Source organism: Aeromonas sp. EU05-FHT14A05 (assembly GCF_058791175.1).
In genome coordinates, this window is the sequence record NZ_JBYTDH010000003.1 from 354,610 (window position 1) to 379,355 (window position 24,746).

General features: G+C 59.4%; 23 protein-coding genes. 21 read left to right on the plus strand and 2 right to left on the minus strand.

The features are described from left to right. Window positions 1-76 precede the first annotated feature (76 nt). The 11 genes from ribF to AC3WR3_RS07025 all read left to right on the plus strand — a co-directional run bounded on the left by ribF (window position 77) and on the right by AC3WR3_RS07025 (window position 12,257). Window positions 77-1,051, plus strand: a complete 975-nt coding sequence (gene ribF, locus AC3WR3_RS06975; RefSeq protein WP_025325710.1) for a bifunctional riboflavin kinase/FAD synthetase — start codon at window positions 77-79, stop codon at window positions 1,049-1,051. Next, window positions 1,051-3,912, plus strand: coding sequence for an isoleucine--tRNA ligase (gene ileS / locus AC3WR3_RS06980; protein WP_492291504.1), 2,862 nt, complete (start codon window positions 1,051-1,053; stop codon window positions 3,910-3,912). Before ribF ends, ileS begins: the two co-directional genes overlap by 1 nt. Beyond that, entirely contained in the window at window positions 3,912-4,418 is a 507-nt protein-coding gene (gene lspA / locus AC3WR3_RS06985; RefSeq protein ID WP_043131468.1) for a signal peptidase II, read from the plus strand. The genes ileS and lspA overlap by 1 nt, the downstream gene beginning before the upstream one ends. Further along, entirely contained in the window at window positions 4,415-4,867 is a 453-nt protein-coding gene (fkpB, locus tag AC3WR3_RS06990) for an FKBP-type peptidyl-prolyl cis-trans isomerase (protein ID WP_265435306.1), read from the plus strand. Before lspA ends, fkpB begins: the two co-directional genes overlap by 4 nt. Continuing rightward, window positions 4,867-5,802 carry a 4-hydroxy-3-methylbut-2-enyl diphosphate reductase gene (gene ispH / locus AC3WR3_RS06995; RefSeq protein ID WP_103859167.1) on the plus strand — a complete coding sequence of 312 codons (936 nt, stop codon included), beginning with the start codon at window positions 4,867-4,869 and terminating at the stop codon, window positions 5,800-5,802. Before fkpB ends, ispH begins: the two co-directional genes overlap by 1 nt. 185 nt (window positions 5,803-5,987) lie before the next feature. Continuing rightward, entirely contained in the window at window positions 5,988-6,500 is a 513-nt protein-coding gene (locus tag AC3WR3_RS07000) for a GspH/FimT family pseudopilin (RefSeq protein ID WP_330847525.1), read from the plus strand. After that, the gene (pilV, locus tag AC3WR3_RS07005; protein ID WP_052814600.1) at window positions 6,491-6,910 is read left to right on the plus strand and encodes a type IV pilus modification protein PilV; all 420 of its coding nucleotides are present in this window, start codon (window positions 6,491-6,493) and stop codon (window positions 6,908-6,910) included. The genes AC3WR3_RS07000 and pilV overlap by 10 nt, the downstream gene beginning before the upstream one ends. Beyond that, window positions 6,907-7,989 carry a PilW family protein gene (locus tag AC3WR3_RS07010; RefSeq protein ID WP_492291505.1) on the plus strand — a complete coding sequence of 361 codons (1,083 nt, stop codon included), beginning with the start codon at window positions 6,907-6,909 and terminating at the stop codon, window positions 7,987-7,989. Before pilV ends, AC3WR3_RS07010 begins: the two co-directional genes overlap by 4 nt. A 23-nt stretch (window positions 7,990-8,012) precedes the next feature. Further along, window positions 8,013-8,465 (plus strand): pilus assembly PilX family protein, encoded by a 453-nt coding sequence (locus AC3WR3_RS07015; protein WP_492291506.1) that lies wholly within the window; start codon window positions 8,013-8,015, stop codon window positions 8,463-8,465. Window positions 8,466-8,478: 13 nt separating this feature from the next. Then, window positions 8,479-11,853: a pilus assembly protein gene (locus AC3WR3_RS07020; protein WP_492291507.1), complete on the plus strand. Its 3,375-nt coding sequence runs from the start codon at window positions 8,479-8,481 to the stop codon at window positions 11,851-11,853. Continuing rightward, window positions 11,850-12,257, plus strand: coding sequence for a type IV pilin protein (locus AC3WR3_RS07025; protein WP_492291508.1), 408 nt, complete (start codon window positions 11,850-11,852; stop codon window positions 12,255-12,257). The genes AC3WR3_RS07020 and AC3WR3_RS07025 overlap by 4 nt, the downstream gene beginning before the upstream one ends. 1 nt (window position 12,258) lies before the next feature. Here AC3WR3_RS07025 and AC3WR3_RS07030 read toward each other — a convergent pair whose 3' ends face one another. Then, window positions 12,259-12,636, minus strand: a complete 378-nt coding sequence (locus AC3WR3_RS07030; RefSeq protein ID WP_492291509.1) for a type IV pilin protein — start codon at window positions 12,634-12,636, stop codon at window positions 12,259-12,261. 93 nt (window positions 12,637-12,729) lie between these two features. Between AC3WR3_RS07030 and AC3WR3_RS07035 the strand changes: the two genes are divergently transcribed. The 8 genes from AC3WR3_RS07035 (at window position 12,730) to luxS (ending at window position 20,385) form a co-directional block, all read left to right on the plus strand. Next, window positions 12,730-13,263: a GspH/FimT family protein gene (locus tag AC3WR3_RS07035; protein WP_492291510.1), complete on the plus strand. Its 534-nt coding sequence runs from the start codon at window positions 12,730-12,732 to the stop codon at window positions 13,261-13,263. Further along, window positions 13,257-13,901: a PilW family protein gene (locus AC3WR3_RS07040; protein ID WP_404837722.1), complete on the plus strand. Its 645-nt coding sequence runs from the start codon at window positions 13,257-13,259 to the stop codon at window positions 13,899-13,901. The genes AC3WR3_RS07035 and AC3WR3_RS07040 overlap by 7 nt, the downstream gene beginning before the upstream one ends. Window position 13,902: 1 nt before the next feature. After that, window positions 13,903-15,033: a PilX N-terminal domain-containing pilus assembly protein gene (locus AC3WR3_RS07045; protein ID WP_454008919.1), complete on the plus strand. Its 1,131-nt coding sequence runs from the start codon at window positions 13,903-13,905 to the stop codon at window positions 15,031-15,033. 11 nt (window positions 15,034-15,044) lie between these two features. Beyond that, window positions 15,045-17,147 (plus strand): prepilin-type N-terminal cleavage/methylation domain-containing protein, encoded by a 2,103-nt coding sequence (locus AC3WR3_RS07050; protein WP_454008918.1) that lies wholly within the window; start codon window positions 15,045-15,047, stop codon window positions 17,145-17,147. A gap of 85 nt (window positions 17,148-17,232) precedes the next feature. After that, window positions 17,233-18,855, plus strand: a complete 1,623-nt coding sequence (locus tag AC3WR3_RS07055; RefSeq protein ID WP_139743728.1) for an NAD+ synthase — start codon at window positions 17,233-17,235, stop codon at window positions 18,853-18,855. Window positions 18,856-18,864: 9 nt separating this feature from the next. After that, on the plus strand, window positions 18,865-19,203 hold the full coding sequence (gene glnB, locus AC3WR3_RS07060) for a nitrogen regulatory protein P-II (protein ID WP_025325723.1): 339 nt from the start codon (window positions 18,865-18,867) through the stop codon (window positions 19,201-19,203). Window positions 19,204-19,264: 61 nt separating this feature from the next. After that, a complete protein-coding gene (locus AC3WR3_RS07065) occupies window positions 19,265-19,858 on the plus strand; it encodes a transglycosylase SLT domain-containing protein (RefSeq protein ID WP_275066077.1) in 594 nt (197 codons plus the stop codon). Between the two features lie 17 nt (window positions 19,859-19,875). Then, complete coding sequence (gene luxS, locus AC3WR3_RS07070; protein ID WP_017782209.1) at window positions 19,876-20,385, plus strand: S-ribosylhomocysteine lyase; 510 nt, start codon at window positions 19,876-19,878, stop codon at window positions 20,383-20,385. Between the two features lie 62 nt (window positions 20,386-20,447). On the opposite strand, the gene AC3WR3_RS07075 is transcribed toward luxS, so the two are convergent. Further along, window positions 20,448-21,470 (minus strand): GGDEF domain-containing protein, encoded by a 1,023-nt coding sequence (locus tag AC3WR3_RS07075; RefSeq protein WP_162519217.1) that lies wholly within the window; start codon window positions 21,468-21,470, stop codon window positions 20,448-20,450. Between the two features lie 133 nt (window positions 21,471-21,603). On the opposite strand from AC3WR3_RS07075, the gene rnr reads away from it, so the two are divergent. Further along, window positions 21,604-23,997: a ribonuclease R gene (rnr, locus tag AC3WR3_RS07080; protein WP_139436795.1), complete on the plus strand. Its 2,394-nt coding sequence runs from the start codon at window positions 21,604-21,606 to the stop codon at window positions 23,995-23,997. Beyond that, on the plus strand, window positions 23,994-24,743 hold the full coding sequence (rlmB, locus tag AC3WR3_RS07085; protein WP_492291511.1) for a 23S rRNA (guanosine(2251)-2'-O)-methyltransferase RlmB: 750 nt from the start codon (window positions 23,994-23,996) through the stop codon (window positions 24,741-24,743). The genes rnr and rlmB overlap by 4 nt, the downstream gene beginning before the upstream one ends. The last annotated feature ends 3 nt before the right edge of the window (window positions 24,744-24,746 follow it).

Here is a 24,746-nt window from a genome sequence, read left to right on the forward strand (position 1 = left end):
CAACAGCAGGGCTGACCCTGATTGCTGCCTGATATATAATCCGCCGATTTCCATGGCAGCAACGCACAAGGCACTGATGGAGCTCATTCGCGGCATTCACAATATCAAGCCCCGTCACCGGGGCTGTGTATTGACCATAGGCAACTTCGATGGGGTTCATCAGGGACACCATGCGGTGTTGGCTCGCTTGCAGGAGAAAGCCGCCCAGCTTGGCCTGCCCGCCTGCGTCATGCTGTTCGAGCCGCAGCCCCTTGAGCTCTTTGCGGGGGACGCCGCCCCTGCCCGGCTCAGCCGCTGGCGAGAGAAGTACGAAGCCCTCAAGGGGATGCAGATAGATCGCATGCTCTGCGTGCGGTTCACGCACCGCTTCGCCGAGCAGGCCGCCAGCACCTTCATCGAGCAGCTGCTGGTGGAGAAACTTGGCGTGCACTACCTGGTGGTGGGCGATGATTTTCGCTTCGGCAAGGGGCGGGAAGGGGACTTCCACCTGCTGGAGGAGGCGGGCCATCGCTTCGGCTTCGAGGTGATCAGCACCCAGAGCTTCCAGGTCGAACGCCAGCGGGTCAGCAGCACCCTGGTGCGCGAGGCCTTGAAGGCCGGGCGGATGGCGGAGGTGGAGCTGATGCTCGGCCGCCCTTATGCCATCAGCGGCCGGGTGGCCCACGGCGACAAGCTGGGGCGCACCATAGGTTTTCCTACCGCCAATCTCGCGCTCAAACGGCAGGTGATCCCGGTCGGTGGCGTGTTCGCGGTGGAAGTGTTATGTTCCGGCAAGACCTTCCCCGGTGTCGCCAATGTGGGTGTACGGCCGACCTTGAGCGGTACACAAGCCAGATTGGAAGTACATCTATTTGATTTTTCTGGTGATCTATACGGTCAGCAGGTCAAGGTGCTGCTTCGCCACAAGCTGCGCGAAGAGCAGAAGTTTGCCTCTTTCACCGCCTTGAAAGAGCAGATCGAACGAGATGCCCTGGCGGCCCGAGCCTGGTTCGGGCTGCCACCATTCAATTTACCCAGCACTCTTTTAGAAAAGAAGGGAACCCAGGACTGATGAGCGACTATAAACACACCCTGAATCTGCCGGAAACCGAGTTTCCGATGCGTGGCGATCTGGCCAAGCGCGAACCCAACATGCTCAAGCGTTGGTACGATCAGGATCTTTACGGCGCCATTCGCCGCGCCAAAGCGGGCAAGCCTTCTTTCATTCTGCATGATGGCCCTCCCTACGCGAACGGCAGCATTCACATCGGTCACTCGGTCAACAAGATCCTCAAAGACATCATCATCAAGTCCAAGGGCCTCTCCGGCTTCGACTCCCCCTATGTGCCGGGCTGGGATTGCCACGGTCTGCCCATCGAGCTGAAGGTGGAAGGCATGGTCGGCAAGCCGGGGGAGAAGGTTTCCGCCGCCGAGTTCCGCGCCGAGTGCCGCAAATACGCCAAGACCCAGATCGAGGCGCAGAAGACCGATTTCATCCGCTTAGGGGTGCTGGGTGACTGGGAACACCCCTACCTGACCATGGACTTTGGCACCGAAGCCAACATCATCCGCTCCATGGCCAAGATTGTCGCCAATGGTCACCTGCACAAGGGTTCCAAGCCGGTGCACTGGTGTACCGACTGTGGCTCCGCCCTGGCGGAAGCCGAAGTGGAGTACTACGACAAGAATTCCCCCTCCATCGACGTGCGCTTCAAGGCCGTCGACGAGGCGGGTGTTGCCGCCAAGTTCGACTGCCCTGAAGGTCACTTCGGCCGTGGCCCGCTCTCTGCCGTGATCTGGACCACCACCCCCTGGACCCTGCCGGCCAACCGCGCCATCGCCATGCACGCCGATCTGGACTACGCCCTGGTACAGGTGGAGGGTGACAACCCCGAGCGCCTGATCCTGGCCGCCGAGCTGGTCAAGGACGTGATGGACCGCGCCGGTATCGAGAAATTCCACAATCTGGGCTATGCCAAGGGCGCGGCGCTCGAGCTGCTGCGCTTCAGCCACCCCTTCTACCGCTTCGACGTGCCGGTCGTGCTGGGTGATCACGTCACCCTGGATGCCGGTACCGGCGCCGTGCACACCGCCCCTGGCCACGGTCAGGAAGACTTCGTGGTCGGTCAGAAGTACGGTCTGGAAGTGGCCAACCCGGTGGGCAGCAACGGCGTCTACCTGCCGGATACCGAGCTGTTTGCCGGCCAGCACGTGTTCAAGGCCAATGCGGCCGTGGTCGAGGTGCTGACCGAGCGCGGTGCCCTGCTGCACCACAAGGTATTCAACCACTCCTACCCGCACTGCTGGCGTCACAAGACTCCGATCATCTTCCGTGCCACCCCCCAGTGGTTCATCAGCATGGAGCAGAAGGGGCTGCGCAAGCGCGCGCTGGAAGAGATCGAGCGCATCGAGAAAGATGGTATCAAACAACACGGCCAGAGCGGCTGGGTGCCGGCCTGGGGCAAGAACCGTATCCAGGCCATGGTCGAGAACCGTCCTGACTGGTGTATCTCCCGTCAGCGTACCTGGGGCGTGCCCATCTCCCTGTTCGTACACAAGGAGACTCAGGAGCTGCACCCTGAATCCGTGCGCCTGATGGAAGAGGTGGCCAAGCGGGTCGAGCAGTCCGGTATCCAGGCCTGGTGGGATCTGGACAAGGCCGAGCTGCTGGGCAGCGACGCCGACCTGTATGACAAGGTGCCAGACACCCTGGACGTCTGGTTCGACTCAGGTTCGACCCACTCCTCCGTGGTAGACGCCCGTCCCGAGTTCAACGGCAACCCGGCCGACATGTATCTGGAAGGCTCTGACCAGCACCGCGGCTGGTTCATGTCCTCCCTGATGATCGGCGTGGCCATGAAGGACAAGGCTCCCTACAACCAGGTGCTGACTCACGGCTTCACCGTGGACGGCCAGGGCCGCAAGATGTCCAAGTCCATCGGCAACGTGGTCAGCCCGCAGGACGTGATGAACAAGCTGGGCGCCGACATCCTGCGTCTGTGGGTAGCGAGCACCGACTACACCGGCGAGATGACGGTCTCCGACGAGATCCTCAAGCGCTCCGCCGATGCCTATCGCCGTATCCGCAACACAGCCCGCTTCCTGCTGGCCAACCTGAACGGCTTCAATCCGGCGACCGATATGGTGGCACCGGCCGACATGGTAGTGGTGGATCGTTGGGCCGTGGGTCGTGCCAAGGCGGTACAGGCCGAGATCATGGCCGCGTTCGACGAGTACAACTTCCACGGCGTGACCCAGAAACTGATGCAGTTCTGCTCCATCGAGATGGGCTCCTTCTATCTGGACGTCATCAAGGATCGCCAGTACACCGCCAAGGCGGACAGCCTGGCCCGTCGCTCCTGCCAGACCGCCCTCTATCACATCGCCGAGGCCATGGTGCGCTGGATGGCGCCCATCATGAGCTTCACCGCCGACGAGATCTGGGCCCTGCTGCCGGGTGAGCGCGGTGAGTTCGTGTTCACCGAAGAGTGGTACGACGGCCTGTTCGGGCTGGAAGCGGGCGAAGTGCTGAACGACGATTTCTGGGCCGAGATCCTCACCGTGCGCGGTGAAGTGAACAAGGCACTGGAAGCCGCCCGTGGTGAGAAGCGCATCGGTGGCTCCCTGCAGGCCGAGCTGACCCTGTTCGCCAAGCCCGAGCTGGCCAAGCGCCTGAATGCCCTGGCCGATGAGCTGCGCTTCGTGCTGCTCACCTCCAAGGCCAAGGTGGTGGTGGCTGACACAGCGCCGGAAGGTGCCGTTGCGACCGAGCGCGATGATCTGTGGCTGAACGTGACCCAGTCTGCTGCCGCCAAGTGCGACCGCTGCTGGCACCATGTGGAAGACGTGGGCACCATAGCCGGTCACGAAGAGATCTGTGGCCGCTGCGTCACCAACGTCGAGGGTGACGGCGAAACGCGTCAATTTGCCTGATGAACATGACTCAAGACACTCAAAAAACCGGCCTGCGTTGGCTGTGGCTGGCTGTGCTGGCCTTCGTACTGGACCAGGCGAGCAAGCTCGCCGTGGTCAAGCTGCTGCCGTTTGGCTATCCGGGGGTGGAGATCACCCCCTTCTTCAACCTGGTGCATGTCTACAACAAGGGCGCCGCGTTCAGCTTCCTGGCCGATCAGGGGGGCTGGCAGCGCTGGTTCTTCGCGGTCCTGGCGTTTGCCATCTGTGGCCTGCTGACTCACTGGCTGCGCAAGCAGTCGGTCACCCAGCGCTGGAGTGGCATCGCCTATTCGCTGATCATCGGCGGCGCCCTTGGCAACGTGTTTGACCGGCTGGTGCTGGGCCACGTGGTCGATTTCCTCGACTTCTACTGGCAGCGTTCCCATTGGCCCGCGTTCAACCTGGCGGACAGCTTCATCTTCATCGGCGCCGCCATGATAGTGCTGGAAGGCTTCCGCTCCGAAAAGCAGAAGGAGGCGGCATGAGCCAGGCCATAGGTGCTGACAGCAGCGTGCTGTTCCACTTCTCCATCAAGCTGGAAGACGGCTCGGTCGCTGACAGCACTGCGTTGCACGGCAAACCGGCCCGCCTGCGGATGGGCGACGGCAGCCTGACATCGAGCTTCGAGCAGTGTCTGCTGGGGTTGCAACAGGGAGAGGCCAAGAGCTTCACGCTGGCGCCCGAGCAGGCATTCGGCCTCTCCAATCCCGACAACATCTACCATCTGGACAGAGCCAAGTTTGGTACCGATGTGGAGCCAAAAGTCGGCACCATCATCCTGTTCGATCAGCCCAATGGCAGCGAGCTGCCGGGCATCATACGGGCGGTGGAAGGGATGTCGGTCACGGTCGATTTCAACCACCCGCTGGCGGGCCACACCGTCACCTTCGAGGTGGAGATCCTGGGTGTGGATGACGAGGAAAAGGTGAGCTGATGGATATTTTGCTTGCTAACCCCCGTGGTTTCTGTGCTGGTGTCGACCGTGCCATCAGCATCGTCGAGAGCGCATTGGAAAAATTCGGGGCCCCCATCTATGTCCGTCACGAGGTGGTGCACAACCGCTACGTGGTGAACAAGCTGAAAGAGGCGGGGGCCGTCTTCGTCGAGGAGCTCGACGAAGTGCCGGACGACAGCATCGTCATCTTCTCCGCCCACGGCGTTGCCAAGACGGTGCGCGAGATGGCCAAGTCCCGCGCCCTCAAGGTGTTCGATGCCACCTGTCCCCTGGTGACCAAGGTGCACATGGAGGTTCATCGCGCCAGCCGCAAGGGTTCCGAGGCCGTGCTCATCGGTCACGCCGGTCACCCCGAGGTGATAGGCACCATGGGGCAGTACGAGAATCCGGAAGGGGGCATGTATCTGGTGGAAACGCCGGAGGACGTGGCCAGGCTCAAGGTGAAGAACCCGGATGACCTCTGCTTCGTCACCCAGACCACCCTGAGCGTGGACGAGACCTCGGACGTCATCGATGCGCTGCGCAAGCACTTCCCCAAGATCCAGGGGCCGCGCAAGGATGACATCTGCTACGCTACCCAGAACCGTCAGGATGCGGTCAGGGAGATGGCCGGGCTGGTGGATGCCATGCTGGTAGTGGGATCTCGCAACTCTTCCAACTCCAACCGCCTGCGGGAGCTGGCCGAGAAGGTGGGGGCGCGAGCCTACCTCATCGACGATGCCTCCATGATTGAATCCCCCTGGTTGGAAGGGGTCGAGCGTATCGGGGTAACGGCAGGTGCCTCTGCTCCCGATGTGCTGGTTCAGAATGTCATCGCCCGTCTGCGTGAGCTGGGTGGCAAGATAGTGACAGAACACCCGGGTCGCGAAGAGAACGTGGTCTTCGAGGTGCCGCCCGAGTTGCGTATCCTCTGATTGACATGCCGGCCCTGTGCCGGCATTTTTGTGATCAAGCTCCCATACCTTGTATATAAAACCATCATAACTTCTCGTTTGAACCCGTAGTTGCAATTACCAACACCGACAACACTGTTTAGACTGTCTCTATCTCACCAATACCGCCCCCAACCATGGATGGAACTGAAGGAGGGTTTGGCACGGTGCACAACAGGACGTTTGCGCCTCTCGGCTTCACGCTCATCGAGCTGATGGTCACCATAGCACTCTTGTCTATCCTGCTGACGCTGGGAGTCCCTTCCTTTCACTCCTTGATCAGGAACATGAGCCTGACGACGCAGGCGAATCAGTTCGTGGCTTCCGTACAACTGGCACGCAGCGAGGCGGTCCGGCGCAATCGCAGCGTGTTATTGTCGGCGCAGGCTGACAACACGGCCTTGCATTGGGAGCGGGGATGGCAGGTGTGGAGTGATAACAATGGCAACGGCAGTCTGGATGGCGGGGAACTGATCCGCCAGTTTGGCTCGCTCGGGGGAGATGTCTTGACCAGTGACACTGCGATGCTGCGTTTCACCAGCAATGGCTTTCTCGATGGACGCACTCCTCAGGGACATGTCTTCAGTCTCACGCCATCCTCCTGTGCCGGAGTGAGCGGGCGCAGTATCAGCATCAATGGGACAGGTCACCCGTCGGTTGAGGAGGTCACATGCATGTGACGCGCGATAGCGGTTTTTCGCTGCTGGAGGTCATGATCGCCGTGTTGGTGCTGTCGGTGGGTATTCTCGGTATGGCCACTCTCCAGTTACAGGCGCTAAAGAGCAACCAGTCGGCGCTGAGCAAGACCGAAGCGACCCAGTACGCCAGCTTGATCGGCGATCTGATGCGGGCCAACCGCAGCGCCGCCCTGGCCGGTCAGTACGATATCGCACTGGGTGAGAGCGCGTCAGGGGCGACGGCGGCCGTGGCGGACCTTCAATACTGGAAGCAAACACTCGCCTCCTTACCGCAGGGGGATGGGTCCGTGGTGGTCAGCCAGGGGCGTGCCACCATCAGGGTGCAGTGGCAAGGGGGCCGTCAGGCGGGTGAACCTGCCCAACAGGCCTTGATAGTGAGGACAGAGTTGTGAAGAGCGCATCGAGGTATCACCAGGCTGGTGTAGGTCTGGTAGAGGTGATGATTGCCCTGCTGCTCTCCCTGTTCACTATTGGGGTCATCATCCAGGTCTTTCTGGGCAATCACCGTACTTTTCTGATCACTGAGGCGGTCGCCCGGGTACAGGAGGAGAGTCGCTTCGCTCTCAATCTGATGCAAAAAGAGCTGCGACTGGCTGGGTATCTGGGATGCATCAGCAAGCAAGGGGTGACCATTACCAGCACCCTGAGCGCGACGACAACCCCTTATGACTTTCGCATCCGGATCCGTGGTTATGACAACCTGGGCAGCACCTTGCCCACCGCGATCTCCGGGTTGTTCGGGGCAGGGGAACCCAAGCCGCGCAGCGGCAGTGATCTGTTGCTGATCCAGAGCCCGGTCGGTAGCGGAGTACCCGTGATCCGCAACAACAGTGCCGCCCAGTTGTTTGCTCAACTGCTGTCGACCAAGGCCAACTACTGTGCGCCCAACAAGCCTGCTTACAGTGATTTTTGCGAGGGCGACATCGTCATGGTGTCCGACTGCCAGAAGGCGAGGGTCTTCCAGATCACCAATGTGCAGGCCGCGGGGGGAGAGCTCAATATCAACCATTCCAACAACAACAGCTATGTCCCAGGCAATACGGTGAGCTCCTGGGGAGGGAGCAGCGCCCCTGCCGAGGAGCGATTTGGCCCGGGTTCGTTGCTTCACCGACTGGAGACTCGGCTTTACTACATTGCCCGTCCCGCCGCTGATCGTCCCTGGACCCTCTATCGCAAGAGCGGTAGCTCCGCTGGCACGCCTGTGGTGGACGGGATAGCCGATCTGCAGCTCACTTATGGTGAGGATCGCAATAGGGATCGCGCTGCCGATACTTATGTGACAGCGGGATCAGTGAGCAACTGGGACAATGTGATGAGTGTCGGGATCGCCCTGTTGCTTCGCAGCGGTCAGGGTGGTGTGCTCTCATCGCCTCAATCGGTCAGCTTTGCTGGCGGTACCTTCCAGAGCGCGGACAGCCACTGGTACTGGGCAACCGAGACCACGGTGGCGCTGCGTAACAGGGTTCCCTAGGAGGCACGATGCGGCAACGAGGAATGGTATTGATCTTGAGCCTCATCTTCCTGACGGTGGTGAGCCTGCTGGCGATGGCCGCCATGCGTGGGGGCGTGCTGCAGGAGAAAATGGCGGGGAATTATCAGGAGAGCCTGCAGGCATTCCAGGCGGCCGAGGCGGCGCTACGGGGGGCTGAGCGTTATATCGAAGGCGGAACTGCTGGGCCCTTCGACAACAGCGATGGACTCTATGAGTTGGTAGACACTGCCATGGATCCGCTGGCATCGGCCACTTCATGGCGCAGCCACAATACAGGTGGTCAGGGGCCATCACCCGAGTATTTCATCGAGCGGCTGCCTTATACCCAGAGCCTAAACGAGAATCTGGCTGCGGACGAACCCCAGGGTGAGCGTCGCCTCTACCGCATCACTGCCAGGGGGTATGGTCTGTCGAGCGAGAGTTTCGTGCTGTTGCAGTCAACCTACAGTCGATAGGAGGGGAGCGAGGATGCGTAGATCAGCATGGATGCTGTTGGGACTGTTGCCAGTGCTGACGGCTCAGGGGGCACTCGATATCGCCCAAACCCCCCTCTATCTCGGCACCCGTGCCGAGCCCAACATCATGTTCACCCTGGACAACTCGAGTTCGATGCTCTCCGAGGTGATGCCGGAAGAGCTGGTGCCATCCAACCTCAACGTGTTTTTCATCTATCCAAGAGCCGATGAGGTGTATGGCAGTTATGACTGGAGCAACAGCACGGTTACGTTCGCCGCTACCAATGACCTCAATGCCTATAGCCGGTCGAGCCAAAACAACAAACTCTATTACAACCCATCCTTGAGTTATCGCCCCTGGGCCAATGCGGATGGATCCCTGATGGTGAATGCCAATATAAGTTGTGCGCCACATAACCCGACCAATACGACGGCAGGTTGCCGCGATTTGACCAAGAACAACAAGCTGCGGGCAAACTACTACACCAGTTTTTCCGCCGATTACAACAGAAATGCGGAAGAGACATTCTGGCCAGCCATCTACTTTGCCTACAAGGGAAGTGGCGACGTGAGGAAGGCTGGCAGCTATACCCGGGTTGAGATCAAGTCGGGCAGCACCTATGACAACCGGCCCAACCGCAGCGATTGCAAGAGTGCTCCTGTCTGCACTTATGCCGAAGAGATCCAGAACTTTGCCAACTGGTATACCTATTACCGCTCCAGGATCCTGGCAGCTAGGGCAGGGATAGGGCGCGCCTTCGCAACCCAGGGCAATACCATCCGGGTGGGATTCACCACCATCAATAGCGGCAGTACCATGCTGCGCAATGTGGCGCCATTTACCGGTACCCAGCGCGCTGGTTTCTTTACGGACCTCTATAACGGCAAATTTAATGGCATCCATTACACGCCGCTGCGGACCAGTCTCCAGGATGTGGGGAATTACTTTTCTCGCACGGACAACAATGGTCCCTGGGCAACCAGTGCGGGCAGTACTGCAGCGCATCTGACCTGTCGACAGAGTTACAACATTCTGATGACAGACGGCTACTGGAGCGAGGGGCGTTCTTATAATCCGAACCCTGTGGTCGGTGATCTGGACAAGGACGGAACGGCCGACACCTTGGCCGACGTATCCCTCAACTATTGGAAGACGGATTTGCGCACCGACCTGGTCAACAAGGTGCCGACCAGCACGGCAGATCCGGCGAATTGGCAGCATCTGGTCAACTTCACCGTGGGATTGGGAGTGAATGGCACATTGAATCCCGCCAACGGGATGCCAGCTAGCTGGCCCAACCCTTACGGTTCCGACGCCAGAAAAGTGGATGACCTCTGGCATGCCGCAGTCAACAGCAAGGGAGGATTTTTCAGTGCCGCCGATCCCACCACCTTCGCTACCGCGCTCGGCAATACACTGGCCCAAATCGCATCGCGTACCAGCTCGGCCAGTTCGGTGACGGCCAATGCCACTCGGCTCGACAGCAATACCCATATCTATCAAGCCCGTTACAACAGCGGGGATTGGTCAGGTCAACTCATTGCCATCCCGCTCGATGACAGCGGCGCTTTGGGGGGACAAGCCTGGGATGCAGCGGCTGAACTGCCAGAACCCGACGAGCGCCGCATCTTCACTCTGCAGGGGGGGAGTGGCATCGACTTCACTTGGGGGGCTCTCAACATAGCGAACAGAGCTCTGTTCGCCGTAGGAGGAGACTCTCTTGGTGAGTCAAGAGTGGATTATCTACGTGGTGATCGCAGCGGCGAGCAGGGGCGAGGGGGATCCTTCAGAGACCGCAGCACCATTCTGGGGGATATCATCAACTCGGATCCCGTCTATGTGGGGCGTCAGGACTATGGCTATGGCGCGGCCAGCGGGCTGACTCAAACCGAGCGGGAGAGATATGCCGCCTTCCTGAGTTCGACTCTGGTGACCGGCCGCCCGCCGATGCTCTATGTCGGGGCTAATGACGGTATGCTGCATGGCTTCAGGGCTAGCGACGGCGTAGAGACCATGGCCTACGTTCCTGTATCCCTGCTTGGGGGGTTGGCGCCTTTGACCCAGACGGGCTATGCCCACCGCTACTATGTGGATGGTTCGCCCAAGGTGGGGGATGCCTATCTGAATGGTGACTGGAAGACGGTGCTGCTGGGCAGCACAGGGGCAGGTGGCAAGGCGGTGTTCGCCATCAACGTGACGAACCCTACCGATATGGTGGCCAGCAATGTGATGTGGGAATTCAACGCCAGCAGCAATGCCGAGATGGGGGTGGCGCTCTCGGTGCCGACCCTGGGAAGGGTCAAGGCGGGTAACAAGTGGGTGGCGTTGGTGGCCAATGGTTATAACAGTCAGAGCCAGATAGCCAGGTTGTTTGTGATCGATCTGGCTGATGGCTCCCTTATAAAGGAATTGAGCACAGAGGTTGGCTCCAATTCAGCCCCAAATGGCCTGTCGAGCCCCTTGCCAGTGGATGTGGACGGGGACAAGCTGATCGATTACGTCTATGCCGGCGATCTGCAGGGCAATCTGTGGAAGTTCGATTTGACAGCCAACAACAGCAACCAGTGGGCTGTAGCGCTGACGAGCGGGAGTGGCAGAAATCAGGTTCCGGCGCCTTTGTATCAGGCATGTGACGGTACTTGTTCGGCGACGACACGCCAGCCCATCACGGTTCGACCACTGGCACTTCGACATCCCAATGGTGGGGTGATGGTCCTGTTCGGGACGGGAAGCTATTTTACCAACGATGATAAAAGCCTGCCGAGTACGCCGCGGGTGGACGCTGTATATGGCATCTGGGATGCCGATGGCCAGACCAGCACCATTACGGCCAGCCAGCTACAGAGTCAGTCCATCACCAACGAGCTGGCAGCCAATGGCACTACTCGCAAGTTCAATGTACGGGTCGTTTCCAACAGTGCAGTGGACTACAGCGCTCGCAAGGGGTGGTTTCTCAAGCTCATTTCGCCAGGACTTTCCAAGGGCGTGGGTGAGCGTCAGGTGGCAGAAATGATGTATCGTCACAAGCGATTGATCTTCAACACTCTCATCCCCTCATCCGACGCCTGTGATTTCGGAGGACGCTCCTGGTTGATGGAGATTGAGCCCTTCTCGGGGGCTCGCCTCACTTACTCGGTATTCGATGTCAATGGCGATAATGCCGTCAATGATGATGACTATGTCGACGTGCCGGACGGTAACGGGGGTTCCACCAAGGTGCCCGCCAGTGGCAAGCAGTTTGATGAGCTGACGACGACCCCGAGCGTGGTGGAAGATGGTGAGGTTGAGCGTAAATACATGAGCGGTTCCAGCGGCAATGTGTCGGTGACGCTGGAGGAGGGGGCGGGTGAGCTGGGAGGCAGGCAGTCTTGGATTCAACTGGAATGAAACAGCCCAAGGGATTTTCCCTGCTGGAACTGATGATAGTGGTCGTGGTGGTGGCGATCCTGTCGGCCATCGCCTACCCCAGTTATCAGGAGCATATCGCGGCGTCACGCAGAGCGGAGGCGAGAGCCGCCCTGATGGAAGCGGCCCAATACATGGAGCGGGAATTCACCCTGACGGGAGACTATGGCTCGGCCAGTCTTGCGTCGGCCGGGCTCAGCACTCTGCCGAGAGAGGGTGGCTCTGCCTATTACCAGTTGGCCGTCAGTGCCAGTGGCAGTCTTTTCACCCTCAGCGCGACGCCAACGGGGGGCATGAACGGAGACAACTGCGGTGTGCTGATAGTGGATCAGGCGGGGCGGCAAACCGTCTCGGGTGCATCATTCACTGCGGCTGACTGCTGGTGATTCACTTCCAGCAATCAGATGGCGTCTTGGTATCGGCCTTGTTGAGGGTCAATATGGTGCAACCTGCATCGTTGCTCTGACTGCCCTTGGCGGTGGCTATCAGGGTATAAACCGTGGCGGTAGCGCCAGAGATGGTGAAGGTGTAGTAATCGCTTGCCGGGTTACTGACTTGGGATGGATCCCCACTATAACTGGCATTGGATATGCGAAATTCCTCCTGCTTGAGCTGCATGCTCAGCAGTCCCTTGAGAGCCTCGGCGCGGCGGGACTTTTGCAGTCCATTGGTAAAGCTCGGATAGGCTACAGCCGCCAGGATGGCGACGACAGCCACCACGACCAGCAGCTCCAGCAAGGTAATACCTGATTGTTTGGTTCTCATGGGCGGCGTGCTCTCGAAACGGTTTGATACTATAGAATAGTACTGACGCTGGGCTCTACTGGCATGGGCAAAAAGAAAGGAGTCTTGAGCTAAATGATGCGCACAGTAGGACGTGTTTCCGGTTTCACCCTGATTGAGCTGTTGCTGACACTGACGGTGGCTGCATTGCTGCTGGTCGTAGCCCTGCCCAGCTACCAGTCATTGCGACAGGAGCAAATGGTCAGGGCTGCGACGCAGGCCATCTATACCGATGTCATGCTGCTCAAATCCGAGGCGGTCAAACGCAATCAGACGCTCAATCTCCTCCTTTTTAACAGTGGTGCGAGCAACTGGTGTTACCGGGTCCATGTCGATGGCAGTTGTAACAGTTGTGCCGATGCTTGTTCCAGTATCGAGGGGCGCAAAGGGGTAGATGCCAGTGAGTTTCCCGGTATCACCTTGGTGGCGAGTTACAGTGAGTCGGCAACCAATATCAGACCCCTCAGTATTTCTCCCCGCCGAGGCTCTCTCACGGCGGGCAACATTGAAGTCTCATCTGGAAGCCATATCATGCGGGTCGTCACCAATAATGTCGGACGGGTGCGTACCTGTGCCGTCAGCAATGTAAGCGGGGTGCCAACATGCTGAGGCGACATGCAGGTTTCAGCCTGGTGGAGCTGATGGTTTCCATGGTGGCGGGTTTGCTGCTGGTGGCCACGGTGATCTCGCTTTTCGCGACCATTCTCAGGGCCAATAGTACCGCCATGAAGGTAAGTCGCCTCAATCAAGAGATGCAGGCGATCACCGATATGATAGCCCGCGATATAGAACGGGCAGGCTATGATGCCAGTGCTGCCACCGCTACCAGATTGGTATCTGGTGCTGCACCTTCCCCCTTCTATTTCGATGCCAGTGTCGACCTGCTGGATGAGACGGCAACAGGTTCCAAGCTCTATCGCTGTATTAGAGTGAATTATGATGACAATGAAAATGGTGTGCTGAATAACAGCGCATCCAGCAGTCTTGAAACGCGTGTTTACAGTTACAGCAGTGCCGAAAAGGGAATCAAGCTGGCGACGGGAGCCAGCCCTGCCTGTGACAGTGGCAGTCTCATCTCGACCGATAACACCATAGAAGTTACTCAGCTCACCTACGGCTTGTTGGCGAATAGTCAGGTGAGTGGCGCCAGGGCCATCCAGCTCAATATATCGGGTCGCTACAAGGACAACACGACGTTGACGTTGAACTTGCAGCGGGATATCAAGCTGCGCAATGACGGATACTGATATGAGAACCCAGTCCGGTTTTACGACGTTCACAGTCACACTGATCCTGCTGTTGATCCTGCTGGCAGTCACTCTGCTGGTGGGTAAGCTGCTGGTGGCCGATCGTCGCATCACATTGAATGAAACCCTCTATCGTCAAGTGATGGCCTTGGCAGAGCAGGGGTTATCCTATGGCTTTGGTCGCCTCTCTGCTGAAGGCTCATCTTGTCCCTCTTCGCTGCCCGCTTGGTCAGGGAACTCTTTTTCTCCATCTGGTGCAGGCGGGGCTTATACCCTGACAGTCGAATGCATAACCCCCTTTCCCGTGGTGGCGGGAAGTACCACACTCGTTGCCCCCATCCGTATTCGTTCCGTGGCCAATTTGAGTGACAGCCAGGCCCAGGCGGCGGTCGAGGCACAATATGTGCAAAATAACGTGCTGGCAGGCACCCCCGCGGCTCCTCTGACCGTTGCCGGTGGCATGGCGGTGGGGGGGAATTTTACCGTTGTTGCCAATCCCAATGGAGGGGGGCCCGGAGTGCCGCTGTCCATCTGGACCAATGATTATGTAGATCTGAATACGGGGTCCGGCCAGACCTGCCATCAGGGGGATTACGCCGGTGGCTGCAGTGCCAACATCAGCCAACCGGGCAGTAAGCAGTCGGATATCAAGGATAGCGATCCCGATTTTCCAACCGACCTGGTGTGGTATTTGTTCAATGAGAATGACGATGATGCTGGTTGGGCAAACATCGAATCCAGGGCCAATCAGATAGTCACGAACTGCAATGGTCTGGGGCCGACGACAACCGGGCTTATCATTGTCGACGGTGATTGTAGTCCGGGGTCCAATATTGGTACTCAGGCCGCCCCTGTTGTGTTGATCATTCGAGATGGCAACTTGACCATCAATGGTAACCGTCAGCTATTTGGGTTGGTGTTCGCTTACGCCTCCGACCCTGCCACTACGACCGCGGATATCAAACTCACCGGCGGAGCCATCGTCAATGGCGCTCTGGCTGCCAACTTCAAGCTGGGCAATTCCAATGGTACCTATGATGCGAAATATGATGAGGCTGCACTGAGCAATATCAGGACAGGTGCCGCCTTTCAGACTCTTAAGCAGGTTCCAGGTAGCTGGCGCGACTGGTAGAGGACAAGCAAATGAAACGGCAAAAAGGATTTGGCCTGTTTGAGATACTGGTAACCCTGGTTGTGTTGGGGGTGGGGGTGGTCGGCCTGGTGATGCTTTCGAAGTCGGCCCTCACGGCCTCCCAGGATGGGCGGCGGTATGAAGTTGCCATGCGACTCGCGGAATCCAAGATTGAGGAATTTCGTAATTTCAACAGTCTGGTGACGGCGACGGCCCCGCTCACTGCCTATTCGGCCATTACGAGTGGCAATGCGACCAAGAGCCAGTCTGGTGACAGTTACACATTGGCCTGGACAGTGACCAACCAATATTGGAACGGAGCTACTTCTGCATGGCAGAACACGGCTCCTGCAGGGTATCTGCTGAACTACCCTGGGCGAAAGCAGATCAATACGACGGTGAGCTGGACCAACAGCGAAGGAGTGACCGCCTCGGTCGCGCTTACGGGTTATGCCTCTCCTACGGAATCATTGACTGCGGAACAGTTGAGTGGGGGGCTGGATACCGCTCGGACAGGGCCGAAGATAAATTACACCCCTGGGGTGGCGCCGGACGTCATCTCCATCGATCTCGGTAACGGCAGCAGACAGGAAACCAGCAAACCTTCTCCGACAGTGGTGGCCAAAAACAACACTGTCGGCAAGGAAGTACAGTTTGAAACAGTGACGTATCAGCCTGCAAATCAAGGGAATACCCAGCAAATACAGCAAGATATCAGCTCGGTAAGCTGCGCCTGTACCTATGGTTCAACCTTGAGTGCCTCTCTGCCGGGTCAGGCCTACAGTACTTCCACCAACCAGCTCTACTGGAAAGTAGGTGCACAGCAGAGCAAGCAGACCGGGACCGTCAGCGGCAATAACCAGCCAGCGCTCTGCACAAGCTGCTGCAAGGATCATTTCGATGGTTCGGGGGGGAGTTTTACCAGCTACTATGCACCGCTCAATACCAGTCGACAGCGCTATAACAGCGCACTGTCCGTGGCGGCCAGTGGCACCTATGTTGATGCTTGCCGGTTTGTGCGACTGGATGGATACTATCGCCCCCTCCCGGATTGGAACCTGGTCAAGGTCATTGTTACCACCTCGGATTTCTTGGCCAAGGCCGCCAATCAGGTCAGTTACCAGAATTACATCCAGTATGTGGTCAAGACCTATATCGACTGGCAGAAACAGACCCTGAACTGGACCTCGACCCCGACGGCAACCGCACCTGCGATCAGTGATTTTTCCACATGGCTTCAAACCCCTGCCAATGTTGCGCCTGGTGGTGATGCGGTTACGGAGATCGCGATCAATACCGGTACGCGCCAGCTGATTGCCCGTGGCATCTATGTCGATATTTTGAACCCCACCTATCTGACCGGGATAGATACCAATGTCACTGGCTATCTGGCAAAGGTGCCTTTTCAGGATATCAACCTGACCATGTTGGCGGAGTGGTCCATGACCCCACTCAATGGCCAGTTGACGGGGGCAGCTACCGACTACGCCACCGTCAGCAATGAGCCGGTCGATACCATAGTGGATCTCAATAACTACTACTTCGGCAGCTATAGCCGTGGCTATCTGGCAGCCAAGAAATCCACCAAGGACAGTAGCCAGGTGCTGCAGAGCGTGAAGGTAAAAGCCACCGTCTATCAGGGTAATTCAGGGGTCACCGCTACGCTGATTTCACCAAGCGATCAAAGCTTGGCACTCAGTACCGAACTGGCAGTGAAAATAGACACTGGCGTGGTGACACAACCCTTGTTGACGGTAACGGGCAAGGTGGAGTGTCTCGAGAAAACAAAAAACAACGATCCCACTCCCAAGGCCTGCAAGAAGAATGTCTTCAGCAGCTTGGGCATCAGCACCTCGACATCCGGGGCCACTTGTCATGTGGATGCGCCGAGCAGTGATAACCAGACGGCCATCTATACCTGTACGGCTGCACAGAATAGTACTCTGGTGGTGAACTTCTCCTACTCGGGAAACAACACGACCTTCCTGCTGAAGCCGAGTTCGTTAAGTATTCCCATGACACCGCCAGCCAGCGGCCAGGTCATCAGCGGCCCCTGCACCCTGCTGGTGGACAACGGTGTCACCAACGCAGCAAACCTGACCTGCTCTCCCTGAAGTTGTTGCGGGAGCCAAGGCGCTGGCACAGCCAGCGCCTTTTCTTTATCATTCCCCATCATTTTCGAATTCAAGATGCATCGCCATGGCAAAAGCCCTCTCTCTGATGCTTGCCCAGTTAAATCTGACGGTAGGCGCCATCGAAGATAACTGTGACAAGGTGCTGGCTGCCGCCGCAGAGGCCGACCAGCAAGGCGCCGATCTGCTGGTTTGCTCCGAGCTGGCGCTGACCGGCTATCCCCCTGAAGATCTGTTGCTGCGCAGCGATCTGATGATACGAGTGGAGGCTGCCCTGGCGCGTGTCGCGGCCTGGCAGGGTCGTTGCGCCATTCTGGTGGGACACCCCTGTCGTGAAGGAGAAGCACTCTACAATGCAGCCTCTCTCTATGAGCAGGGCAAGCTCATCGCCCGTTACTTCAAGCAGGATCTGCCCAACTACGGGGTGTTCGACGAGAAGCGTTACTTCACCGCGGCGAGCGATACCTGCGTGGTGTCGTTCCGTGGCCACCAGCTGGGCTTGCTCATCTGCGAAGATCTGTGGCAACCGGGCCCGGCACTCGCGGCCAAGGCGGCCGGTGCCGAGCTGCTGCTCACCATCAATGCCTCTCCATACGATCAGGAGAAACCCTGGATCCGCCGCGAGCTGATGGCCGAGCGTTGCGAGCAGACCGGCTTGCCGCTGGTTTACCTCAATCAGGTCTGTGGTCAGGACGAACTGATCTTTGATGGTTGCTCCAAGGTGTTCAACGGCCAGAGCGAGCTGACCCACAAGCTCGCTCCGTTTGCCGAAGAGCTGGCGCTGGTGCGCTTTGTCGACGGCCAGCCGTTGAAAGAGCGGGAACCGGCTGCGCCGCTGGAGCCCCTGGCCGAGACCTATCAGGCGCTGGTGCTGGCGGTGCATGACTATGTCACCAAGAACGGCTTCCAGGGAGCCGTGCTGGGCCTCTCCGGCGGCATCGACTCCGCCCTGACGCTCGCCATCGCGGCCGATGCCATAGGTGCGGACAAGGTGCAGGCGGTGATGATGCCGTTCCGCTACACAGCTCAGATGAGTGTGGAAGATGCCAAGGAGCAGGCCGAGCGGATGGGGGTCGAGTTCAACATCATCTCCATCGAGCCCATGTTTGAAGGCTTCATGACCCAGCTGGCGCCGCTGTTTGAGGGGACGGCCCGGGATACCACCGAAGAGAACCTGCAGGCTCGCTGCCGTGGCGTGCTCTTGATGGCGCTCTCCAACAAGCGTCGCCGTATCGTATTGACCACCGGCAACAAGAGCGAGATGGCGGTCGGCTATGCCACTCTGTACGGTGACATGGCGGGCGGTTTCGACGTGCTGAAAGATGTGCCCAAGACCCTGGTCTTCAAGCTGTGCGAATATCGCAACTCGGTCGACTACGTGATCCCGCAGCGGGTCATCGATCGTCCCCCTTCGGCAGAGCTGGCACCGGATCAGGTGGATCAGGACAGCCTGCCTCCCTACGACATCCTGGACGCCATCCTCAAGCGCTATGTGGAAGAAGACGCCTCGGTCGCCGACATGGTGGCGGAGGGCTTCGAAGAAGCCGTGGTGCGCAAGGTGATCCGTCTGGTGGATCTCAACGAATACAAGCGCCGTCAGGCTGCCGTCGGGCCCCGCATCACGGCTCGCAACTTTGGTAAGGATCGCCGCTACCCCATCACGTCCGGGTTCGGTAAACAGAACTGGTAAGGAGTCACCATGAAGAAGATTGAAGCCATCATCAAACCGTTCAAGCTGGACGATGTGCGCGAAGCCCTGGCCGAGATCGGCATCAACGGCATGACTGTATCCGAAGTCAAAGGCTTCGGACGCCAGAAGGGCCACACCGAGCTCTACCGCGGTGCCGAGTACATGGTCGACTTCCTGCCCAAGGTAAAGGTTGAGCTTGTGGTGCAGGACGAAGAGCTGGACGCCTGTCTGGAAGCGATCCAGAACACCGCCCGCACCGGCAAGATAGGTGACGGCAAGATCTTCGTCTGCGAGGTGGAGCGCGTGATCCGCATCCGTACCGGCGAAGAGAACGAAGACGCGATTTGATGTGATGGATGTGCCTCGACACGACCAAGCGTACGAAGATGCCGCCCCCTTGATGTCAGGGATGCGTCTCGTGGTGGCGGCAGGCCTGCTGATGGCGCTGACTGCTTGCAGTAGCCGGCCACCGGCCCAGCCGGAAAACCTGTGCCAGATCTTTCGGGAAAAGCCGGAGTGGCACAAGGCGGCACTCGAGATGAACGAGAAGTGGGGAACCCCGGTGCATGTGGTGATGGCCATGATGTATCAGGAGTCCTCCTTCGTGCACGATGCCCAGCCGCCGATGCAATACTTCCTCTTCATCCCGACCGGGCGCGCCAGCTCTGCCTATGGCTACGCCCAGGTCAAGGATGAGACCTGGGACGATTACCAGCGTGAAACCGGCAACGGCTGGAGCGATCGCGACGACTTCGCCGACGCCATCGATTTCATGGGCTGGTACACTAACAAGGCGCAGCGGCTCAATGGCACCTCCAAGTGGGATGCCTATGGCCAGTATCTCAACTATCACGAAGGCTGGGGTGGCTACCGGCGTGGCAGCTACCGCAGCAAGGGGTGGCTGATGAAGGTCTCCCGCAAGGTGGAGGCCCGTGCCCAACGCTACGGCGCCCAGTATCGACAATGCAAGGATCGGCTCCCCAGCGGGGGCTGGTTCTCGTAACCAATCAGGAGTCAGAAATGCCGTTATTGGACAGTTTTACCGTCGACCATACCCGCATGGCAGCCCCGGCAGTCCGGGTGGCGAAGACCATGCAGACCCCGAACAAGGACACCATTACCGTGTTCGATCTGCGCTTCTGCGTGCCGAACCAGGAGATCCTCTCCGAGCGCGGCATCCACACGCTGGAGCACCTCTTTGCCGGTTTCATGCGTGATCACCTGAACGGCAATGGGGTCGAAATCATCGATATCTCCCCCATGGGCTGCCGTACCGGCTTCTACATGAGCCTGATCGGCGCCCCGGACGAGGCCCGCGTGGGTGCGGCCTGGCAGGCGGCCATGAGCGATGTGCTGACCGTGCAGGAGCAGGGCAAGATCCCCGAGCTGAACGAATACCAGTGCGGTACCTACAGCATGCACTCCCTGGAAGAGGCCCATGCCATCGCTCGCCACGTGCTGGAGCGCGGCATCGGCGTCAACCACAACGATGAGCTGGCGCTGCCGGAAGAGAAGTTGAAAAGCCTTTGAGCCAACAGCGGAAAAATGAAGAAGGCCGGTCAGTGACCGGCCTTTTTTTGTGTCTGACGGGCTCAGGAGGGGAGCGGCATCACCCGATTGCGACCCAGCTCCTTGGCCTTGTAGAGCAGCTTGTCGGTGCGCTCTATCAGGGCGTCCGCCGTCTCTTGGCCATTGTATTCCCCCACACCGAAGGAGGCGGTGATGTGATCGATGCGGCGGCCCGATTTGCGATCCAGCAGCGACATCCGCTCTATGACCCGGCGCAGGCTCTCCGCCATCTGACGGGTCAGCGCCAGAGCCCGGCCCGGCACCAGCAGGGCAAACTCCTCCCCCCCGAGCCGATAGGCGGTGATCCCTTCCTTGCTGACTTCCCGCAGCCGCTTGCCGACGATGCGCAGCACCTGATCCCCCAGCAGGTGGCCATATTCGTCGTTGAAGTTCTTGAAACGATCGATGTCGGTCATGATCAACGAGAAGGGTTGCTTGTTGCGGATCAGGCTGTCCAGCTCCAGATCGAAGGCGCGACGGTTGAGCAGGGCGGTGAGAGCGTCCTCGGTCGCCATCTTGCGCGTCTCGTTCAGCGCCGCCTTGAGCTCCTTGATCTCCTTCTCGGCGCTGCTGAGCTGGTTGCGAAAGTGCAGGGTGGACATGCGTACATCCCGGGACTCGCGCACCAGCTCCCGCAAGATGGCCATGGTGTCATCCAGGCTCAGCCCCTCGTCATCGATGAGGCTCAACTTGTCGAAGCTCTTGTCGAGCATCGCCTGGAACTGGCCGGTGTCGACCAGCGCATCCTGCATGGAGTGGCCGAGCTCGTTGGCCATGGCGACCAGATTGAGCTTCATCGTCTCCATCTGCTGTTCGTCCTGGCTGGCCAGATGCTGGTGATAGAGACGCTCGCAGGTGGTGAGGGAAAAGGTGCCCTGCAGCTTGATGGCGTGATCGACGGCATGGTTCAGCTCGGGCATGGCGCCGGAGACGTAGTTGTACCAAAGATGGTAATTGTTCGGGGTGGTGGGGATTTGATACTTGATCATCAGGGGGACCGCCTGCTTCAAATAGGCGGCCGATTGGGCGAACGAGTCCTTGCTCATGAGTTCCGAGTCTCACATACCTGCAAACTGTGCCCAGTATGACAGAGAGATTGGGCAAAAGGCAGTCGATGGATGCCATTAGCTCCCCCCTTCGATATAATGTCTGCGTTACTACCTACCCTAAGGCCTGCTTATGTCTCAAAAAGATCCTTTCCTCCAACGCGAGGCCGAAAAATACGATAACCCCATCGCCAGCCGCGAGATGCTGCTGGAACTCATCAAGGGCCATGAAAAACCCATGTCCCGGGAAGAGTTGGCCAAGGTCCTCAAGCTGACCGACGAAGAGCCGCTGGAAGCCTTGCGCCGTCGTCTGCGCGCCATGGAGCGTGATGGACAACTCGTGTTCACCAGGAACCAATGTTACGCCCTGCCGGATCGCCTGAATCTGGTGAAAGGCTATGTGCTCGGCCACAAAGATGGATTCGGTTTTCTGCGCCCCGAGGGTGGTGGATCGGATCTCTTCCTGAACAACCGCGAGATGCAGCGGCTGATGCACGGTGACTACGTGCTGGTGCAGCCGACCGAGATTGACCGCAAGGGTCGTCAGGAAGCGCGTCTGGTGCGCCTGCTCAAGGCCCGCGAGGCGGACATCGTCGGCCGTTACTTCGTCGAGAACGGCGTTGGCTTCGTGGTGCCGGATGACAGCCGCATCGGCCAGGACATCATCATTCCGGACGGTGAGAACAAGGGGGCCCGCCAGAGTCAGGTGGTGGTCGTTCGCATCACCCAGCGCGCCACCGCCCGTATCAATGCGGTCGGTACCGTGCTGGAGGTGCTGGGCGAAAACATGGCGCCGGGCATGGAGATTGAAATTGCCCTGCGTACCCACGGCATCCCCCATACCTGGCCGGAAGAGGTGACCAAAGAGGTTGCCGGTCTGGGCGAGCAGGTGCCGGAGAAGGCCAAAGAGGGTCGCATCGATCTGCGCGCCCTGCCGCTGGTCACCATAGACGGGGAAGATGCCCGCGACTTCGATGACGCCGTCTTCTGCGAAGCCAAACGCGGCGGCGGCTGGCGCCTGTGGGTAGCCATCGCGGACGTCTCCGCCTATGTGAAGCCGGGGACGGCGCTGGATGCCGAAGCCTATCAGCGCGGCAACTCCGTCTACTTCCCCGAGTTTGTGGTGCCCATGCTGCCGGAGGTGCTCTCCAACGGTTTGTGCTCCCTGAACCCGCAGGTTGACCGCCTCTGCATGGTGTGCGAGATGACCATCTCCGCCGCCGGTCGCATGTCCGGTTACAAGTTCTACGAAGCGGTGATGAACTCCCACGCCCGCATGACCTACAGCAAGGTGGCGGCGATCCTGGATGGCGAGCCCAAGCTGCGTCAGCAGTACGAGCCGCTGGTGGGTCATATCGAGGAGCTCAACAACCTCTACAAGGCGCTCAAGCACGCCCGTCACCAGCGTGGCGCGGTGGAGTTCGAGAGCGAGGAGACCCGCTTCATCTTCAACGCCCAGCGCAAGATCGACCAGATAGTGCCGCTGGTGCGCAACGACGCCCACAAGATCATCGAAGAGTGCATGATCCAGGCGAACGTGGCGGCCGCCCGCTACATCGAGAAGAACGAAGCCTCAGCCCTGTTCCGGGTGCACGACCGTCCAGGCGAAGAGCGTCTGACCGGGTTCCGCGACTTCCTGGCCGAACTGGGCCTGGAGCTCAAGGGGGGCCTCGAGCCCGAGCCGAAGGACTTCGCCGAGCTGGCCGCCAAGTTTGAAGGGCGCCCGGATGCGGAGCTGCTCTCCACCATGCTGCTGCGCTCCATGCGTCAGGCCATCTATCAGGCCGACAACATAGGTCACTTCGGTCTGGCCCTGAAGTCCTACGCCCACTTCACCTCGCCGATCCGTCGCTATCCCGACCTCATCCTGCACCGTGCCATCAAGTACCAGACGGCCAAGGAGCAGCAGGGCAACCTGCGCCACAAGTGGACGCCGAGCGGTGGTTACCACTACCAGCTGGAAGAAGTGGATCCCATGGGCGAGCACTGCTCCATGACAGAGCGCCGTGCCGACGATGCGACCCGCGACGTGGCCGACTGGCTCAAGTGCGAGTACATGCTGGATCACGTGGGTGATGACTTCGACGGCGTCATCGCCAGCGTCACCGGCTTTGGCTTCTTCGTGCGCCTGGCGGATATCCACATCGACGGTCTGGTGCACGTCAGCACCCTCACCAACGACTACTACCAGTTTGATCCCCTGCACATGCAGCTGATCGGCGAGAACTTCCGCCGTCGCTACCGTCTGGGTGACAAGGTGCGGGTCAAGGTGATGGGGGTGAACCTGGACGATCGCAAGATCGACTTCGTGATGGTGGAAGAGCCGCTCCAGGCCACCGGCAAGAACGCCAAGGAGATGGCGCGCAAGCAGGCCGAGATCAAGAAAGAGAAGGCCAAGAGCGCCCAGCGCCACGAAAAACGCAAAGAGGGCAAGGATCACGGCAAATCCGACAAGGGTGGCCGCGCCAAGCCCAGCAACAGACGACCGAGCAAAAACGCTCGCGACAAGGCCAAGAGCACTAAATGAGTACAGAACTGATCTACGGCATTCACGCTGTATCCGCGCTGCTTGAGCGCACCCCGGAGCGTTTCATCGAGGTATGGGCCCTCAAGGGCCGCGATGACGACCGGCTGCAACCCTTGCTGACCGAGCTGGAATCCCTCGGCATCAAGGTGCAGAGCGTGAACCGCAAGACGCTCGATGACAAGGCGGAGGGCAACAATCACCAGGGCATCATGGCCAAGGTGATAGAGGCGCCCAAGCTGGCCGAGCACGACCTGGCCAGTCTGCTGGACGGCCTGGCGATGCAAGAGACCGCCCCCTTCCTGCTGGTGCTGGACGGGGTAACCGATCCGCACAACCTCGGCGCCTGCCTGCGCAGCGCCGATGCGGCCGGGGTCCATGCGGTGATAGTGCCGCGGGACAAGGCCACCGGCCTGACCTCCATAGTGCGCAAGGTCGCCTGTGGCGCCGCCGAAGTGGTGCCGCTCATTCAGGTCACCAACCTGGCGCGCACCCTGCGCGAGCTGCAGGAGCGCGGCGTCTGGATAGTCGGCACCGCCGGCGAGGCGGACCACGACCTCTATCAGGCCAAGCTGACCGGCCCGATGGCGCTGGTGATGGGCGCCGAGGGCAAGGGGATGCGTCGCCTGACCCGCGAACATTGCGACGAGCTGGTGAGCATACCGATGGCGGGGGCGGTATCCAGCCTCAACGTCTCGGTGGCGAGCGGCGTCTGCCTGTTCGAAGCCGTGCGTCAGCGCCGCAGCTGATAC

Excerpts from the sequence above, each read along its gene's own strand:
- ribF (WP_025325710.1), top strand. The coding sequence starts at position 77 with ATGGAGCTCATTCGCGGCATTCACAATATCAAGCCCCGTCACCGGGGC.
- ileS (WP_492291504.1), top strand. The coding sequence starts at position 1,051 with ATGAGCGACTATAAACACACCCTGAATCTGCCGGAAACCGAGTTTCCG.
- lspA (WP_043131468.1), top strand. The coding sequence starts at position 3,912 with ATGAACATGACTCAAGACACTCAAAAAACCGGCCTGCGTTGGCTGTGG.
- fkpB (WP_265435306.1), top strand. The coding sequence starts at position 4,415 with ATGAGCCAGGCCATAGGTGCTGACAGCAGCGTGCTGTTCCACTTCTCC.
- ispH (WP_103859167.1), top strand. The coding sequence starts at position 4,867 with ATGGATATTTTGCTTGCTAACCCCCGTGGTTTCTGTGCTGGTGTCGAC.
- pilV (WP_052814600.1), top strand. The coding sequence starts at position 6,491 with ATGCATGTGACGCGCGATAGCGGTTTTTCGCTGCTGGAGGTCATGATC.
- AC3WR3_RS07015 (WP_492291506.1), top strand. The coding sequence starts at position 8,013 with ATGGTATTGATCTTGAGCCTCATCTTCCTGACGGTGGTGAGCCTGCTG.
- AC3WR3_RS07020 (WP_492291507.1), top strand. The coding sequence starts at position 8,479 with ATGCGTAGATCAGCATGGATGCTGTTGGGACTGTTGCCAGTGCTGACG.
- AC3WR3_RS07025 (WP_492291508.1), top strand. The coding sequence starts at position 11,850 with ATGAAACAGCCCAAGGGATTTTCCCTGCTGGAACTGATGATAGTGGTC.
- AC3WR3_RS07030 (WP_492291509.1), bottom strand. The coding sequence starts at position 12,636 with ATGAGAACCAAACAATCAGGTATTACCTTGCTGGAGCTGCTGGTCGTG.
- AC3WR3_RS07035 (WP_492291510.1), top strand. The coding sequence starts at position 12,730 with ATGATGCGCACAGTAGGACGTGTTTCCGGTTTCACCCTGATTGAGCTG.
- AC3WR3_RS07040 (WP_404837722.1), top strand. The coding sequence starts at position 13,257 with ATGCTGAGGCGACATGCAGGTTTCAGCCTGGTGGAGCTGATGGTTTCC.
- AC3WR3_RS07045 (WP_454008919.1), top strand. The coding sequence starts at position 13,903 with ATGAGAACCCAGTCCGGTTTTACGACGTTCACAGTCACACTGATCCTG.
- AC3WR3_RS07050 (WP_454008918.1), top strand. The coding sequence starts at position 15,045 with ATGAAACGGCAAAAAGGATTTGGCCTGTTTGAGATACTGGTAACCCTG.
- AC3WR3_RS07055 (WP_139743728.1), top strand. The coding sequence starts at position 17,233 with ATGGCAAAAGCCCTCTCTCTGATGCTTGCCCAGTTAAATCTGACGGTA.
- glnB (WP_025325723.1), top strand. The coding sequence starts at position 18,865 with ATGAAGAAGATTGAAGCCATCATCAAACCGTTCAAGCTGGACGATGTG.
- AC3WR3_RS07065 (WP_275066077.1), top strand. The coding sequence starts at position 19,265 with ATGCGTCTCGTGGTGGCGGCAGGCCTGCTGATGGCGCTGACTGCTTGC.
- luxS (WP_017782209.1), top strand. The coding sequence starts at position 19,876 with ATGCCGTTATTGGACAGTTTTACCGTCGACCATACCCGCATGGCAGCC.
- AC3WR3_RS07075 (WP_162519217.1), bottom strand. The coding sequence starts at position 21,470 with ATGAGCAAGGACTCGTTCGCCCAATCGGCCGCCTATTTGAAGCAGGCG.
- rnr (WP_139436795.1), top strand. The coding sequence starts at position 21,604 with ATGTCTCAAAAAGATCCTTTCCTCCAACGCGAGGCCGAAAAATACGAT.
- rlmB (WP_492291511.1), top strand. The coding sequence starts at position 23,994 with ATGAGTACAGAACTGATCTACGGCATTCACGCTGTATCCGCGCTGCTT.